Origin of the sequence: Pseudomonas sp. PGPR40, from assembly GCF_022014505.1 — a bacterium.
GTDB lineage: Bacteria > Pseudomonadota > Gammaproteobacteria > Pseudomonadales > Pseudomonadaceae > Aquipseudomonas.
This window is the reverse complement of the sequence record NZ_JAKLSP010000028.1, coordinates 50,004-64,499: the sequence shown is the minus strand read 5'-3', so window position 1 is coordinate 64,499 and position 14,496 is coordinate 50,004. Positions and strand designations below refer to the sequence as shown.

Here is a 14,496-nt window from a genome sequence, read left to right as displayed (position 1 = left end):
GATCATTGCAGTGTGATGAGCTATCATTGCCACTTTCCCATTCAAAGATTGACTGCCATGACTGCCGTAACCAACACCTTGATCGAAGCCCTCGAACACTGCGACATGCTGGAAATCGACGGGCTGCACGCCTTCGACTTCTCCCTCGATGAGGACGATAACCTGCACATCGAATGCATGGACGGTCGGGCGCTCAAGCGCTGGGAGTTCAGCGTGGCGCAGATCGCGGCGGCAACTTTCGATCCTGACTTGAAGAGCTGGATCATCACCGGCGATTCCGGTGAGCACCGGTTGGTGCCGATGGAAGCGTTCGGCGGTCAGGACGACGAGGACGAAACGAATGAAGATGCGTAACTTCTGGCCGCTGTTGATGGCCGGAAGCGTCGGCGCAATGGGCGTGCAAGCGGCCCCGGCGGACAGTTACCAGTTGCTGGTGGGGTCGTACACCGCCGGCCAGAGCGAGGGGATTTATCGTCTGAACTTCGATAGCCGCACCGGGCAGATCGAGGCCAAACCCCTGCAAGTGGTGAAGAGCGCCAACCCGTCCTGGCTGGCGGTGTCCAAAGATCAACAGCACCTGTTCGCGGTCAACGAAAACGGCCCGGGGCAGGCCGATCCGGTGGGGCGTGTCAGCAGTTATGCAATCGATCCCAAGACCCATGAGTTGAGCCTGATCAGTCAGATGCAAACCCTGGGCAACGAACCAACGCACTCCAGCGTCAGCGGTGATGCCAGTCACCTGTTTGTCAGCAACTACTCGGTGGCTGAAGACCCGGGCGGCACCCTGGCGGTGTTACCGGTGGGCACCGATGGCATGCTCAAACCGGTGGTGCAGATGAGCAGTCATCCGTCTAGCCGGGTCAATCCTGAACGGCAGAAGTCGGCGCACGTACATTCGGTGGTTTCATCGCCGGATGGCCACTACGTGTTTTCCAACGATTTGGGGGCGGACAAGATCTTCGTCTATCGCTTCGATCCCAAGGCCAATCCGGAACGGCCGTTGACCGCCGCCAAGCCGCCGTCCGTCCAGTTGCCACCCGGCAGCGGGCCGCGACACTTGTTGTTCAGCACCGATGGTAAGCACGCCTGGCTGACCCTGGAAATGAGCGCGCAGGTCGCGGTGTTCGATTACCGGGACGGCAAGCTTGAGCAAACGCAGATGGTCGATCTGGCGGCAGGTCTGCCCACATCGGGCAAGGCTGCGGCTGCGCTTCACGCCTCGGCCGATGGCAAATTCCTTTACGTCAGCAACCGCGGCACCACCAATCAGTTGCTGGTGTTCGCCATCGACCCGGCCACCGGGCACTTGAAAGAGCTTCAGCGCCGCTCGGTGGACGGTGATCACCCGCGCGAGTTCAGCCTCGACCCGAGTGGCAAGTTCGTGTTGATTGCCAACCAGAAGAGCCACCAGATTGTGGTCATCGAGCGCGATGCCAAGACCGGTCTGTTGGGTAAAACCGTGCAGAAACTGCCGATGGATGCCCCCAGCGACCTCAAGTTCCTGGTGCGTCAATAGACCGCAGGCCCCAGATGATGGGGCCTGCAACCTTCTATTAATCAGACTGATATCGGCTAATGCTACAAAGCATTTCAAGGCGCCGACCCTCGGGAGTTAAGTTTGCTTCACGGTCCAACCGGGCAAGCAAGCCAACTGAACACGAGGAATACCGCCATGAACTTCAATCTCTTCTCTGTCATCGCTGCTTCCGCTATCTCCGCCACTGTTGCATTGCCCGCCAATGCCAACGTTGAAATCAGCGACAAAAAATCCCACACCCAAAGCTACACCCAGAAATACCTGCTACAGAGCGCTAACTTCTACGCCGCTCTGGATCACAAAGCTCAACACTGAAATGTAAGCCCTGCACCTTTTATGCAGGAGCGAAGTCACTTGCCAATCGAGCTGTAAGCATCGAAAAGCGCCGAAGTGATGTCGCTCCTGCATAACGCGTTTACGACAGCATCATATTGCTATCAATGTATTGCTTGATATCACATAGCCATGAGTTTAGATTTGACGCTGATTTTTTGACTCCTTCCTCAATAAGGATCGACAGCAATGGCGATGCGTCTGGCAGTGGTTCTCCTGTTTCTCTATTCCACCCCGATTCTGTCGGCCGCCGAGCCCGTTCCCAACGAGCCGGATGCGGCCCGCGAGCGCTTGATGAGCTTTATCGAGAACTGAAACGCGCTGGGTTAACGATCAATAAGACTGATAGCTACTATGCATAAAGGTCGCTAGTTAAGTTCTGTTTTTTGATCGATTCTGTGGGCACTGAAACATGCCCACGGAGAACACCATGGCCAGCGCAATCATTACTTCTGCCAAACACGGCGCCTACCTGGCCATCGGTCTTTACGTGGCCATGGTGTTGGTCGTCAGCCTATCGGCTCAATCGCAACACAGCATTCAAACACCGATCCAGGTCGCTTATCCCGCCATTCAATTCGAACACCGCGCGCAAAACGTAAGGGTCGATCACGCCGCCGTGGCGGGAGTGGTGGGCGCATGAAAGGACGCAATCTCTGGGTCATTGCCTTTCTGGCGTTCATGACCAATGGTGCTTCTTTGTTGGGGATCGGGCAGGGTTCGGCGGGGTCGGTGGCGCGGGCCATCGAATGCAACCACAACATCGCCCACAACATTCAGACGGCCAAGGCTCTGGAACTGTTGGTGGGTAATCCGCCGATGAAATCCAATGGCGAATTCTTCGGGCCGTTCCAAGTGGATTGCTCGGCGTTGGGGATGTGCTCAGTATTGGCATGAATCCCCACCCTGTAGGAGCGAGGCTTGCCCGCGAAAGGGCCATAACATTCAGCATTGATGTTGACTGACACACCGCTTTCGCGGGCAAGCCTCGCTCCTACAGGGGATCGGTTATTTTTTCATTATTGATGTGAACAGGTCTGACTCGATGAAGCGCTGCAACCACGCCTGCAATCGCACATAAGGCGTCTGCCCGAACCACTCGCGATCCACGTGGGCGAATTGCCGTATGAATGGCATCAAGGCGACATCCGCCAGGCTCGGGTGCCCGGCCAGCAAGTAGTCGCGGCCTTCCAGCAACTCATTCAGCTTGCGCAAGAATACCTCGCCCTCGGCGCGGTAAAACGCCATCGGCTGCTCGGGATAACGTTCGGCGTACTTGTAGTGATTCAGATGCACCTTGAACACTTGATCGTTCTCTTCGATCAGCGCGGCACTGCGTTGCTGTCCTTGCGGGTCATCCTTGAGCAACCAGTCCTGCGGATCGTTCTGCGCCAGCGTCCAGCGCATGATTTCCAGACTCTCATCGATCACTCGGCCGTCCACACTCAACACCGGCACCGTGCCTCTGCTCGACAGTGCGAGCATTTCGGCTGGTTTGGCCTTGAGGCTGACCTCGACGATATTCACCTCAACCCCCGAATTGTGCAGGGCCATGCGTGCGCGCATGGCGTAAGGGCAGCGGCGGAATGAATACAGCGTATTCATTTCACCTCCAACGTACTCAGGCCATTGCCTTGGCGCTGGACCTGAATCTGTACCGGGATCCGTTCGTGCATTTCCTGCACGTGGGAAATCACCGCGACTTTGCGGCCCTGCGCTTGCAGACCGTCGAGGGCGTCCATGGCCAGTTGCAGGGACTCCGGATCGAGGCTGCCGAAGCCTTCGTCGATGAACAACGATTCGATTTTCAGCGTGCTCGACGCCATCGACGCCAAACCGAGTGCCAGGGCCAACGACACCAGGAATGTCTCGCCGCCGGACAGCGAATGCACCGAGCGCAGTTCATCGCCCATCTCGGTGTCCATCACCAATAACCCGAGCATGCTGCCGCCACGTTTCAACCGATAGCGCCGCACCAATTGCCGCAGCTGGACGTTGGCGTGATGCACCAGCAAGTCGAGGTTGTAGGCCTGGGCGATTTTGCGGAACGTGTCGCCGGTGGCCGAACCGATCAGCGCATTCAATCGCGCCCAGCGCTGGTACTCGGTGTAGGCGTCGGCAATCTGTTGCGCCAGTGCCTGATTAGCATTCTGTCGACGCTGATCCTCGGCCTGTTCTGCGCGCAATTCGGCGCAGCGATGTTCGCTGGCGGCGGACAGGTTTTGCAGCTCGGCCAGCGCCGTGGCCAGTTGTTCGGTATCGAGATTGCCGTTGTGCTGCGCCTGATGATCGAGCAAGCGCTTATCCCGCTCCTGCAATAGCACCTTGGCTTGCTCGATGGCTTTTTCGCTCTGCTGCAATCGTTGACGCAGTTCGCTGACGTGTTGGTCGTCGACGCTCAGCAGATCTTCCAGTCCGCCGTCATCCAGCTCTGGATGCTGCGCGCGCCAGTCGGCAATTTTTCCACTCAGCTCGCGATCTTCAGTTTCCAGAGCCTGCGAACGTTCCTGCTGCGCTTTGAGTTCTGCGGCCAGTTGCACCAAGCGCGTGCGTACGGTTTGCAATTCCTGATTGGCCGTCGCTTCGGCAGTGCGCGCCTGCTCGACGGCTTGATCCAGTTGCTGCTGCCACTGTTCGGCGCTGGCATGTTCGCCCAGCAGTTGAGTCAGTTTTTCCTGGCAAGCCTGTTGCTGCCCGGCCAACGCCGTGAACTGCTGTTGCGCGGCGTCCAACTGCTGGGTGCGGGTCTGCTGTTGGTACTGTTCTTTCTCCAGCGTCTGCTGACGTTGTTGCTGTTCGTTGAGTTCATCGCGCTGCTGGTCGAGTTGTTGCAGACGCTGGGCGATTTGCCGGTCGAGCTGCATGAAGGTCGCGGCGGGTTCGTTGCGCAGCGCTTCCAGCGTGTCGGCCGGGAGCAGGGTGCTGAACGCCGTCAGTTCTTCGTCCAGGCGTTGGCGATCACCGCTCAATTCACGTTGTTGGTTGAGCAGGTGCTGTGTTGCCTGTTGGTTCGCTGCTTCGGCACTGCGCAGTTGCTGCGCAAGTCGCGCGGCATCCTGTTGCAGGGTGAGCAGGGCGGTTTGCCGTTGTTCATCCTGCGTGATGCTCTGGTTCAACTGGCTGCTTTGTTGGGTGAGCCAGGTATCGCGTTTGCTTGCGTCCTGGGCCAACAGTTGAGCGGACAATGGATGCGCTTCCAGGCTCGGCGCCAGGCTTTGTTGCTGAATCGCGAGCTGTTCTTGCTGTTGCAGCAATTCCTTTTGCTGAGCAATCAAACCGCCGACTTCGGCGCGCAGATCGGTGAGTTTTTCCTTGAGCAGGTCCACCGCTTTCTGAGCATTGGCCTGTTCACTTTCATCATGTCGGCCGAGGCTTTGCAATAAGGCTTCAGGCTGATGATAAGGATGGTCCGGGCTGCCACAAACCGGGCACGGCTGATCGTCCTGCAACTGCGCGCGCAGTTCTTCGACGCTGGCACTGCGCGCCAGACGCTGACGCTCCAGCAGTTCGCGGGTGACGGTCAGGGTCTGTTCGGCGACGGTCAGTTCGGCCTTGGTCTTCACCCCGTCCTGGGTCAGACGATCACGGTCTTGCTGGGCGGCGAGTTGCCGCTGCTGCAGCTCGGCACCGCGCTTGCCCAGTTCCTGCTGGCTGGCCCATAGTCGTGTCAACTCTTCAAAGGCCCGCAGTTGCTTGCGGTTGTCTTGCAGCAGGCTGCCGAGGATCTGAATCTGTTCGGCCACCGCTTCGGGCTCGGCGCCGGCTTCTTTGTACAGCACCTCAAGGCTCTGGCGCTGGGTAGTCAGTTCCTCGGCGGCGCGGGCGGCGCTTTGCTCCAGGATGGCCAGTTCGGCCTGACCCTTTTTCAGACGATTACCGATCAGCATCAGCTGTTGCAGGCGATCGCGGTAGGCGTTCCAGGCATCGCTCAACGGCGCCAGATGAGTGCTCTGCTCAAGCTCTGCGGCGATACGCTCCAGGCGTGCAGCGACTTGCTTTTGCTGATCCAGCAAACCCTGAATCGCGCTTTGGCCCTGAGTGCAGGCCAGTTCCGCTTGCTGCCTGAGGTCGGCGCTGAGGCTGGCGTCTTTGACCAGACGGGCGAGGGTGCTTTGCTCCTCAAAGGCCTGACGCAGCAATGGCGCATTATTGGTGCGTTGGCTTTGCGTCTCGGCCAGCGCAGTTTGCGCAGCGCTGAGGCTGTGTTCGAGCTGAGCCTGACGCTCGTTCAGCTCGGTTTGCTGTTGCGTGTGCTGCTGAATCTGTACCGCCAGTGGCGTGAGCTGGGCGGTGAGTTCGGTCTTGCGTGCGAACTGATGCCGTTGTGGGGCCAGTTGCTCCAGACGGGTCAGCTTCAAGCGCTCGCCGGCCAGGCTGTTCCAGTGTTGCTGGGAGGATTGCAGCTGTTCGTTGGCGCTCTGTTGCGCGTCCTGCAACTGATGCAGGTCCTTGAGCCAGGTGTGTTGCAACTCCAACTGTTTGAGCTGCGCCTGTTGGGTCTTGAGTTGCCGCTGAGCGTCGTTGAAACGCTCATCCAGCTCGGCCCGGTCTTGCGGCGACAGCGGTGTTACGCCGGTCGCCTGATCCTGCAACAGCTTATGGGCTTCGCGAGCTTCTTTGGTCTTGTCGAAAGCGCGGCGACCGAGACGGGTATAGAGCGCGGTGTCGGTGAGCTTTTCCAGCAGTTCGCTGCGGTCGTTGTCGTCAGCCTTGAGGAAGGCACTGAACTCGCTCTGAGCCAGCATGACGGCGCGAGTGAACTGTTCGAAGTTCAGGCCCAACGCGGCTTCGAGTTGAGCTTTGTACTCGCCTTTCTGGCTGGCCAGCAGTTGATCCTGATCGATGTCGCGCAGGCTCTGGCGACTGGCTTGCAGCTTGCCACCGGCCTTTTCCCGAGCGCGATTGGCCTCCCAGCGAGCGCGATAGCGGCGACCGTCGATACCGACGAAATCCACTTCGGCATAACCTTCGCCGGTGCCACGACGCAGCAGCGTGCGCGGGTCGCCAGTGCCGATTTCGCCATCGGCATCCGGGACCTTGGCGTCGCGGCCGGTGTTGTTCAGGCGCGGCACGGCACCAAACAGCGCCAGGCATAGCGCGTCGAGCAGCGTGCTTTTGCCGGCGCCGGTCGGCCCGGTAATCGCGAACAGGCCGGCACTGGCCAAGGGCTCCGCAGTGAAGTCGATTTCAAACGGCCCGGCCAGGGAGGCGAGGTTTTTCAGGCGGATCGCGAGGATCTTCATGGCTGTTCGCTCTCCATCTGCACGTCTTGCAACAGCTCGGCGAAGTCCTTGAGCGTTTGCTCGTCGACCTCACTGCCGTAGTTGTCCTGCCAGGCGCGGCTGAACAGTTCCTGCGGCGTCAACTGATCCAGTTCGATCAAGGTGGCGCCATCATCGACGCCCTCGCGGCTGCCGTTGCCGGCATATTCGGCGGCAATCCGCACCAACCGCACGGCTTTGCCTTGCAGCGCCGTCTCCACTTGATGGCGCAGATCCGGTTGCGGTTCGTCGAGACGGACCCGCACTTCCAGCCACGGCTGACGCTGGATGTCGGCGAGCAGGTCGATGTTGGGCAGGTCGGCAAGTTGCAACAGGATCTCCGCCAACGGCGCGGAACCGAGGCGTTGCAGATTGACTGCGCGGGGAATCAGTTTTGGCTCGATGCTGACGAGGGTTTCACCATCGAGCTGGATATCGAGAATCTGATGCTGATAACTGATTTCGGAAAATGACAGCGGAATCGGCGAGCCGCAGTAGCGGATGCGCTCTTCACCGTTGACCTTCTGCGGTTTGTGCAAATGCCCGAGGGCGACATAGCTGATGCTCGGCCCGAACAGACTGGCGGGCAGGGCTTCGGCGTTACCAATGATCAAGCTGCGCTCAGAATCTTCCGACACCGAACCGCCGGCCATGTGCGCATGGCTGATGGCGATCAGCGCCTGACCTGGCTTGCGCTTGGCGTTGGCGGCTTCGATCAGCCATTCATGAACCTGGCCGATGCCGCGCAAATAGTTATCGCCCAACTGCGCGCCGGTCACTTCGGCGGGGCGCAGGAACGGCAGCGCCAGGCACCAGGCGACGATTTCGCCGCTGGCATCAGGCAGCGGCAACAACAGGCGTTCGGCATCCAGTTGACCGTCATCGAGCCACAGCACGCGACCGAGGGCGTGAGTGCGCAAACGCCGCATCAACGGCGCAGGCAGTTCGATCCGCGAGCCGGAGTCGTGGTTGCCGGCGATCATCACGATTGTCAGCAAGGGCTGCTGTTCGTGGGCGCTGACGATGAAATCGTAGAGGCGTTCCTGAGCTTTGACCGGCGGATTGACCGTGTCAAAAATATCGCCGGCGATCAGCAGCACATCGGGCTGGTCCAGCTTCAGCTGGCGCAGCAGCCAGTCAAGAAAACAGGCGTGCTCGAAATCGCGCTCCTGGCCATGCAGGTTCTGCCCAAGGTGCCAGTCGGAGGTGTGGAACAGACGCAAGGCGTACTCCGTAGGAAATAAGGTGATGGCCGCGAGGGAAAATGATGGCGGCTAAAGAGGGGGAGAGTTTACTGGCAAATTTGTAAAGGAACACGGATTCGGCGGGATGTCACGATTCCTGTAGGAGCGAGGCTTGCCCGCGAAGAACGATAACTCGATGCATCTGTAAGACCGCGTCATCGTTCTTCGCGGGCAAGCCTCGCTCCTACAGGGGATTGGCGTGCCTCGGCAGGAAGCTGCGATTTTTTGATTCTATTTCGGATAAAGCGGCGGCAAACCGCTATCGCCAACCATATCCTGAACCCCTTCGGCCGTCGGAATCGCACGTATCGCGCGCCAGAGATCTTCGCCTTGCCAGTACTGGCCGGTTTCGCTGTAGAGCGCGCCGTTCAGGCCGTCGAGGGCATCGGACAGCGGCACAAAACGCGCGGCCATGTCGGCCAGGGTTTCCGGTTGTTGTCGGGCCCAGGCGTCGAGGGCCTGGCGGGTGGCGTGGGAGTCGTTGGCCTGGCAGGCGCGTTTGAGGTCGTCGAGCAAGGTGCGTGGGCTCGGGCCGGTTTGCGCGGCACGCAGGATCGCCGGTTGCCAGCGGGCGCGCCACCAGAGGCCGAAGCCCAGCAGGGTGGTGCAGGCCAGGATCACGGTGCTGAGTTTCCACCACCAGAGGGCTTCGTTGTTGGCGCCGGACATCACCTGCGGGCTGCCTGCCGGGGTATCGACGATCAGGCTCGGATTGCTCGCCACTTGCAGTGTGCGGGCCGGCAGGCTGCTGTGTTCCAGGTGATCCTCGAAGGTGTTCCACCAGACTACTTCAACGCTCGGCAAGTCGATGGCGCCGGTGCGGGTCGGCACCAGGGCTTCACGGTCCTCGCGACTGCCGATCAAGCCGCGTTCGCTGCTCTGGTTGCCCAGCACCGGTTGATCCGGATAGCGCCGCAGGCCGTTGATCTCGGTGGCGGGCAACGGTGGCAGTTGGGAGCTGGCGAGGCCTTCGGCGTTCAAGATCAGGCTGCGGGTCAGCGAGTCGCCGACCTGCGCAAGATCCGGTTCCGGGCTCCAGCTTTCGCTCAGGCTCAGGCTGCGGGCCGGCAGCCAGGGAACATCGGCCGGATACGTGCCGGGCTTGGCCTTGACCGTCAACGGGATCTCGGCGGATTTTACGCGCATCAGCTTGCCCGGCTTCAACCCTTGAGGCGTTGCGTCCTGGGACGGCAGGGTATCGACCAGTGTGGCGCTGAACATCTGCGCTGGAATGGTCAATTCACCGCTGTGCTGCGGGTAGATCGCGTAGCGCATTTCGATCACGCCATGGCGCAATCCGTTGATGACTTTTTCGTAGGTGCGCGACTCGCCTAGCTGTTCGATGCGCGCATCGGGAATCTGCAATGGGGTCAGGCTGCTGTCGTCATACAGCGACACAGAATGGTAAATGCGCAAGGTCAGGATCGCCTGAGCCTGCACATAGACGCTGTTCTGGTCGAGACTGGCCTCGATGAATACCGGCGCGAGTGTGTTGCTGCTGTCCTGGGTTTCGCTCTCGATTACCTGCACGGTAATCGGCTGGCTTTGGACATCGCCCAGTTGCAGCGGTGGAATCACCACGCTGCCGTTTTGCCGGGGCAGCAGGGTGATGATCCAGCGGGTGGTCGCTTGGGTATCGCCGTTGAGGGTGTTCAATTGGTTGACCTGACGGGTGCCGCGCACGTCGAACAGCGGCTCGAGCGGGGTCAGGTCGGGCTTACCGAACTGGGTCACGTCGCTGGTTTCCAGGGTCAGTTCGACCGTCTCGCCGGAATTCAGGCGGCTGCGATCGACGCTGGCGACCAGTTCCGCAGCCTGGGCTTGAACGGAGCAGAGCAACAGAGTGGGCAACAATGCGAGCAAGAAGGCGGTGAAGCGGGTCATCGAGTTTTTTCCTGATCCTGATGTTGTTGCTGTTCGTACCAGAATTTGCGTCGGAGCAATTCGCCGGGGTCATCCGGGATCTTGCGCAGCCATTGTTCCAGCGCCTGGCGCTGTTCGCCTTCGAGCATGTCGGTGGCCGGGCGCCGCGGTGGCGTGGTGCTTTGCTCATCCCTCAATTCGCTGCCCGGGACCTCATTGGCGCCCGGTTGCGGTGGCGTCGTGGGCGGCTGCTCGGCGTCCGGAGTGGTCTGCTGGGCGTCGGTTTTCGGTTCGCCATCGCTGGGCTGGGTGGCGCTGCCCGGCGGCGTTTCCTGGGTGATGGTTTCGGTTTCTCCATCGGCGGTTTTGTCCGGCTCGACGGGCGGCGCTGAGGCTTTCTGTTTGAGCAGACTTTCCACCAATGCCTTATTGGTCAGGGCAGGGCGCAGATCCGGTTGACGTTCCAATGCTTGTTCGTAAGCATCCAGCGCGGCTTCCAGCTCACCGCTTTTGGCCAGGGCATTACCCCGATTGTAGTGGGCGTGGGCATCGCTGCCTTGGGCAAACCGCTGGGCGGCGCCACTGTAGTCGCCAGCTTCATAGAGCGCCACGCCTTGCCATTGCGGATCTTCGAAATGTTGCACGGCTTCAGCCGGACGCTTTTGTTTGAGCAAATGCAGGCCCTGCTGGTCGGGGCGCAGCCACAAGTCTTCGAAGTCGAAGGCGTAGCTCGGTTGCGGCAGCAGGAACAACAGCGGCAGACAGAATAGCCAACCCCGACGCCCGGCACAGGCGGCCAGTAATAACAGCGGCAACAGCAGCCAGTAGCCCTGATCGGCCCAGGTGTCGAGGTGCAGTGTCTGACCGTCGGTGCGCAGATCCCGTGGGCCGTCGAGCAGGCCAAGGCCGCGCAGGTCGGCATCGTCCAGACGCGCCTGGCGATAACGTCCGCCCAAGCCATTGGCAAAGGCTTTCAGGCTGGGACCGTCCAGATTCGGCACCAGAATCGCGCCCAGATCATCCTTGAGGAAACTGCCGTCGTCCTGCGCGACCGGCGCACCTTCGGCGGTGCCGATACCGAGCATCAGAAATGGCGTGGACCTGTCGTCCAGCGCCTGACGAATCCCTTGGCGTTCCTGTTCCGTCAGCGACGAACCGATCAGCAGGATGCGCCCCTGGCCGAGGGCGCCCTGATCCAGCAGCGTCAGGGCCTTGGCCACGGCCAGATCGGCACGATGACCGGCTTGGGGCATCAGCGCCGGCTTGAGCGCATCCAGCAGGTTGCGGCTGGTCGACAGATCATCCGATAGCGGCACCAAGGTGTGGGCACTGCCGGCATAGACGACGATTGCGGTCTGCGCATCGCTGCGGTTTTGCAACAGGTCGAATAGTTTGCGCCGGGCCTGTTCCAGTCTGTTCGGTGCCACATCGGTGGCGAGCATTTCCGGGGTCAGTTCAAGCAATATAACCAGCGGGTCAGCGGGTTTCTGACCGATTTGCTCGACGCGCTGCCAGCTCGGCCCCAGCAGGGCCAGCACGGTCAGCACCCAAGCCAGGCCCAGAGCAACCCACGGCAGTTTGCTCTCGCGACCGCTACCACCACTGAGCAGCGCGGCATGGAAGGCCGGCGGCAGAATCATTTGCCAGCGGCCGGCGCGTTTCTGTCGGTGCCAGAGTTGCCAGAGCAACCACCCCAGCAACGGCAACAGCAGCAGCCACCAGGGGCGGAACCAGTGCGGCCAGAGCGCAATCATCGGCGCCTCCGCAGACGCAGGCGTTTGAGTCGCTGACGCCAGTCGGGCCGTTGCGTTTGCACAAACCGCTCTTTGGTAAACAGCCGTTGCAACGGGTTATCCGGCCAACGCACGCGGACAACCAGCAGCAGGCTCAACAGCAACGCCATCGCCAAAGGCCAGTGATACAACGCTTGGGCCGGGCGGGCCTGCGTGGGTTGCTGGGTCACCGGTTCCAGTTTGTCGAGTATGAGCTTGATCGCCTGTAATTCCTTGCCGTCGTGGGCGCGGAAGTACTGGCCGCCGGTGGCTTGGGCGATGGCTTTCAAGGCCGGTTCGTCGAGGTCCAGGCTCGGGTTGACGCCCAGAAATCCCAGGGTGCCACTTTGCTCCGGATCGGCGCCGATACCGATAGGGTAGATTTTCACGCCTTCTGTGGCCGCCAGGCGTGCGGCGGTCAGCGGATCGATTTCGCCGCCATTGTTGGCGCCGTCGGTGACCAGAATCAGCACACGACTTTGTGCCGGGCGTTGACGCAGGCGTTTGAGGGCCAGGCCGATGGCATCGCCAATCGCGGTGTTCTTGCCGGCGATGCCAATCCGCGCTTCGTCGAGCCACACGCGAACGGTGTGCCGGTCGAAGGTCAGCGGCGCCTGCAAATAGGCCTGGCTGCCGAACAGGATCAACCCGACCCGGTCACCGTCGCGACTTTCAAGAAAATCACCGAGTAAATGCTGCACCAGCGCCAGTCGGCTGACGTCTTCGTCCTGCCACTGCATGTCGGGGAAGTCCATGGAGCCGGACACGTCCACCGCCACCAGCAGATCGCGGCCACTGGCGGCAACCGGCAGGGGTTCGCCGAGCCATTGCGGGCGCGCCGCGGCGATCAGCAATAACAGCCACAGCAAAATGAACGGTGCTTGCTGACGCCACGCCGGCAGATTCGCCCGGGCGCGACGGCGGGCCAGGCCTTCGAGGTCACTGAGAAAGCTCACTTTGAGCGCCGGTTCGCCGCTGTCGGCCACCGGCAGCAGCACCCGCATCACCCAGGGCAGTGGCAGCAGGGCGAAGATCCACGGCCAGGCGAACTCAAACATGTTTGCGAATCCAGGTGTCGACGGCTTGAGTCAGGCCAGCGATGGCCTTGTCGTCGAGTTTGCATTCGGGTTTGTAGGCGCCTTCCACCAGCACCATCCAGCGCGTGAGGCCGGCGGCCGGGCAGCGGTTATCGAGGAACGCCAGCCATTTGCGCCCGTTAAGGGTATGGCTCTGGCTGTAGGGGTAATGGTTGCGGCACAGACGTTTGAGCAACCCGTTGAGTTGCTGCAGCCAGGCGCCGGCCGGGGCTCCGTCATAGGGTTTGGGCATTCGGGCGAGTTCGGCCAGGGCGGCGAGACGCACCGGGTCCAGCGGTTGTTCGGCGCGGACGACAGGGCGCTTGTCTGGAATGAAATGGCGCAACTGCCACAGGCCGAAACCGATCAGCGGCAGCAACAACAGCAGCAGCCACCAGCCCGGCGCCGGCGGCCAGAAGCCGATCGGAGGCGGGGAAATCAGCGGTTGCAGTTGATCTACGCTGCTCATCGACTTTTCCCCGGACGTTGCGGATTCAAGTATTCGCGCAGTTGCTCGACCATTTCGCTTTGGGTGCTCAACGGCATCAGCAACACCCGCAGCTTCTGCGCCAGCAATTCCCAGCGGGCGATACGTGCTTCAGCTTGTGCGCGATAGGCTTGGCGCAAATCGAAGTTCAACGTGTCGAGTTCCAGTTGCGCCCCGCGTTCGGCAAAACGAAGCAGGCCGGCGGCGGGCAGGGCGTGATCCAGTGGATCGGATACGGGCAGCAGCAACAGGTCGCAATGGCGTGACAATAGGCTCAGCTGTTGCTCGGCACTGTCGGACAAGGCGCGTTCGTCGCAGATCACGATCACCAGACTGCCGGGGCGCAACACTTCTCGGGCGCGGCGCAGGGCAATGCCGAAGGCGTCGCGGTCCGGCTCACGTTCGGTGTGCAGCGACTGATTGACCCGCACCAGTCGGTTAAGCAATTGCAGCAGGCTCTGTTTGCTGCGTCGCGGCTTGATTTCGTAGTGCTCGTCGTCGCCGAACACCAGCCCGCCGACCCGGTCGTTATGGCCCAAGGCGGCCCAGCCAATCAGGCTCGCTGCCTGGGCGGCAAGTACCGATTTGAACATCAGCCCCGAACCGAAAAACAGCCGGCGGCTCTGTTCGACCATGATGAAAATCGGCCGCTCGCGTTCTTCATGGAATAGCTTGGTATGAGGCTCCTGGGTCCGGGCGGTGACGCGCCAGTCGATGCTTCGCACGTCATCACCGGCCTGATAGACCCGCACCTGATCGAAGTCCACACCGCGCCCGCGCAGTTTGGAGTGGTGCAGGCCGATCAGCGGGCTGCGCTGGCTCGGCGTGGAAAACAGCTGCACTTCACGCACGCGATGGCGCATCTCGATCAGTTCGGCGAGGCTGATACGGATGCCCGGCTCGGGCGGCAGTAGGACGTTCAT

General features: G+C 61.0%; 14 protein-coding genes. 6 read left to right on the top strand and 8 right to left on the bottom strand.

The genetic code is table 11. The features are described 5' to 3' along the window. The first annotated feature begins 57 nt into the window (after positions 1-57). From MEB48_RS22340 to MEB48_RS22320, 6 genes are all read left to right on the top strand, one after another. A complete protein-coding gene (locus MEB48_RS22340) occupies positions 58-354 on the top strand; it encodes a DUF5629 family protein (protein ID WP_237886061.1) in 297 nt (98 codons plus the stop codon). After that, positions 347-1,516: a lactonase family protein gene (locus tag MEB48_RS22335; RefSeq protein WP_237886089.1), complete on the top strand. Its 1,170-nt coding sequence runs from the start codon at positions 347-349 to the stop codon at positions 1,514-1,516. Before MEB48_RS22340 ends, MEB48_RS22335 begins: the two co-directional genes overlap by 8 nt. Before the next feature lie 156 nt (positions 1,517-1,672). Continuing rightward, positions 1,673-1,852 (top strand): hypothetical protein, encoded by a 180-nt coding sequence (locus MEB48_RS22330; protein ID WP_237886060.1) that lies wholly within the window; start codon positions 1,673-1,675, stop codon positions 1,850-1,852. Positions 1,853-2,059: 207 nt separating this feature from the next. Next, a complete protein-coding gene (locus MEB48_RS29160) occupies positions 2,060-2,185 on the top strand; it encodes a hypothetical protein (protein WP_269137580.1) in 126 nt (41 codons plus the stop codon). Positions 2,186-2,300: 115 nt separating this feature from the next. Next, positions 2,301-2,513 carry a hypothetical protein gene (locus tag MEB48_RS22325; RefSeq protein WP_237886059.1) on the top strand — a complete coding sequence of 71 codons (213 nt, stop codon included), beginning with the start codon at positions 2,301-2,303 and terminating at the stop codon, positions 2,511-2,513. Then, complete coding sequence (locus MEB48_RS22320; protein ID WP_237886058.1) at positions 2,510-2,767, top strand: hypothetical protein; 258 nt, start codon at positions 2,510-2,512, stop codon at positions 2,765-2,767. Before MEB48_RS22325 ends, MEB48_RS22320 begins: the two co-directional genes overlap by 4 nt. A 111-nt stretch (positions 2,768-2,878) precedes the next feature. Here the strand turns inward: MEB48_RS22320 and MEB48_RS22315 are convergent, their stop codons facing one another. The 8 genes from MEB48_RS22315 to MEB48_RS22280 all read right to left on the bottom strand — a co-directional run bounded on the left by MEB48_RS22315 (position 2,879) and on the right by MEB48_RS22280 (position 14,496). Continuing rightward, positions 2,879-3,475, bottom strand: coding sequence for a glutathione S-transferase (locus MEB48_RS22315; protein ID WP_237886057.1), 597 nt, complete (start codon positions 3,473-3,475; stop codon positions 2,879-2,881). Then, positions 3,472-7,113 (bottom strand): AAA family ATPase, encoded by a 3,642-nt coding sequence (locus tag MEB48_RS22310; RefSeq protein ID WP_237886056.1) that lies wholly within the window; start codon positions 7,111-7,113, stop codon positions 3,472-3,474. The genes MEB48_RS22315 and MEB48_RS22310 overlap by 4 nt, the downstream gene beginning before the upstream one ends. Continuing rightward, complete coding sequence (locus tag MEB48_RS22305) at positions 7,110-8,354, bottom strand: exonuclease SbcCD subunit D C-terminal domain-containing protein (RefSeq protein ID WP_237886055.1); 1,245 nt, start codon at positions 8,352-8,354, stop codon at positions 7,110-7,112. The genes MEB48_RS22310 and MEB48_RS22305 overlap by 4 nt, the downstream gene beginning before the upstream one ends. 252 nt (positions 8,355-8,606) lie before the next feature. Further along, on the bottom strand, positions 8,607-10,259 hold the full coding sequence (locus tag MEB48_RS22300; protein WP_237886054.1) for a BatD family protein: 1,653 nt from the start codon (positions 10,257-10,259) through the stop codon (positions 8,607-8,609). After that, positions 10,256-11,992 carry a tetratricopeptide repeat protein gene (locus tag MEB48_RS22295; RefSeq protein ID WP_237886053.1) on the bottom strand — a complete coding sequence of 579 codons (1,737 nt, stop codon included), beginning with the start codon at positions 11,990-11,992 and terminating at the stop codon, positions 10,256-10,258. The genes MEB48_RS22300 and MEB48_RS22295 overlap by 4 nt, the downstream gene beginning before the upstream one ends. Further along, entirely contained in the window at positions 11,989-13,068 is a 1,080-nt protein-coding gene (locus MEB48_RS22290) for a vWA domain-containing protein (protein WP_237886052.1), read from the bottom strand. The genes MEB48_RS22295 and MEB48_RS22290 overlap by 4 nt, the downstream gene beginning before the upstream one ends. Next, positions 13,061-13,555 (bottom strand): DUF4381 domain-containing protein, encoded by a 495-nt coding sequence (locus MEB48_RS22285; RefSeq protein WP_237886051.1) that lies wholly within the window; start codon positions 13,553-13,555, stop codon positions 13,061-13,063. Before MEB48_RS22285 ends, MEB48_RS22290 begins: the two co-directional genes overlap by 8 nt. Beyond that, a complete protein-coding gene (locus MEB48_RS22280; RefSeq protein WP_237886050.1) occupies positions 13,552-14,496 on the bottom strand; it encodes a DUF58 domain-containing protein in 945 nt (314 codons plus the stop codon). Before MEB48_RS22280 ends, MEB48_RS22285 begins: the two co-directional genes overlap by 4 nt.

What these genes read in the sequence shown, in the direction of transcription:
- MEB48_RS22340 (WP_237886061.1), top strand. Translation starts at nt 58, where the DNA reads ATGACTGCCGTAACCAACACCTTGATCGAAGCCCTCGAACACTGCGAC.
- MEB48_RS22335 (WP_237886089.1), top strand. Translation starts at nt 347, where the DNA reads ATGCGTAACTTCTGGCCGCTGTTGATGGCCGGAAGCGTCGGCGCAATG.
- MEB48_RS22330 (WP_237886060.1), top strand. Translation starts at nt 1,673, where the DNA reads ATGAACTTCAATCTCTTCTCTGTCATCGCTGCTTCCGCTATCTCCGCC.
- MEB48_RS29160 (WP_269137580.1), top strand. Translation starts at nt 2,060, where the DNA reads ATGGCGATGCGTCTGGCAGTGGTTCTCCTGTTTCTCTATTCCACCCCG.
- MEB48_RS22325 (WP_237886059.1), top strand. Translation starts at nt 2,301, where the DNA reads ATGGCCAGCGCAATCATTACTTCTGCCAAACACGGCGCCTACCTGGCC.
- MEB48_RS22320 (WP_237886058.1), top strand. Translation starts at nt 2,510, where the DNA reads ATGAAAGGACGCAATCTCTGGGTCATTGCCTTTCTGGCGTTCATGACC.
- MEB48_RS22315 (WP_237886057.1), bottom strand. Translation starts at nt 3,475, where the DNA reads ATGAATACGCTGTATTCATTCCGCCGCTGCCCTTACGCCATGCGCGCA.
- MEB48_RS22310 (WP_237886056.1), bottom strand. Translation starts at nt 7,113, where the DNA reads ATGAAGATCCTCGCGATCCGCCTGAAAAACCTCGCCTCCCTGGCCGGG.
- MEB48_RS22300 (WP_237886054.1), bottom strand. Translation starts at nt 10,259, where the DNA reads ATGACCCGCTTCACCGCCTTCTTGCTCGCATTGTTGCCCACTCTGTTG.
- MEB48_RS22295 (WP_237886053.1), bottom strand. Translation starts at nt 11,992, where the DNA reads ATGATTGCGCTCTGGCCGCACTGGTTCCGCCCCTGGTGGCTGCTGCTG.
- MEB48_RS22290 (WP_237886052.1), bottom strand. Translation starts at nt 13,068, where the DNA reads ATGTTTGAGTTCGCCTGGCCGTGGATCTTCGCCCTGCTGCCACTGCCC.
- MEB48_RS22285 (WP_237886051.1), bottom strand. Translation starts at nt 13,555, where the DNA reads ATGAGCAGCGTAGATCAACTGCAACCGCTGATTTCCCCGCCTCCGATC.
- MEB48_RS22280 (WP_237886050.1), bottom strand. Translation starts at nt 14,496, where the DNA reads ATGAACGTCCTACTGCCGCCCGAGCCGGGCATCCGTATCAGCCTCGCC.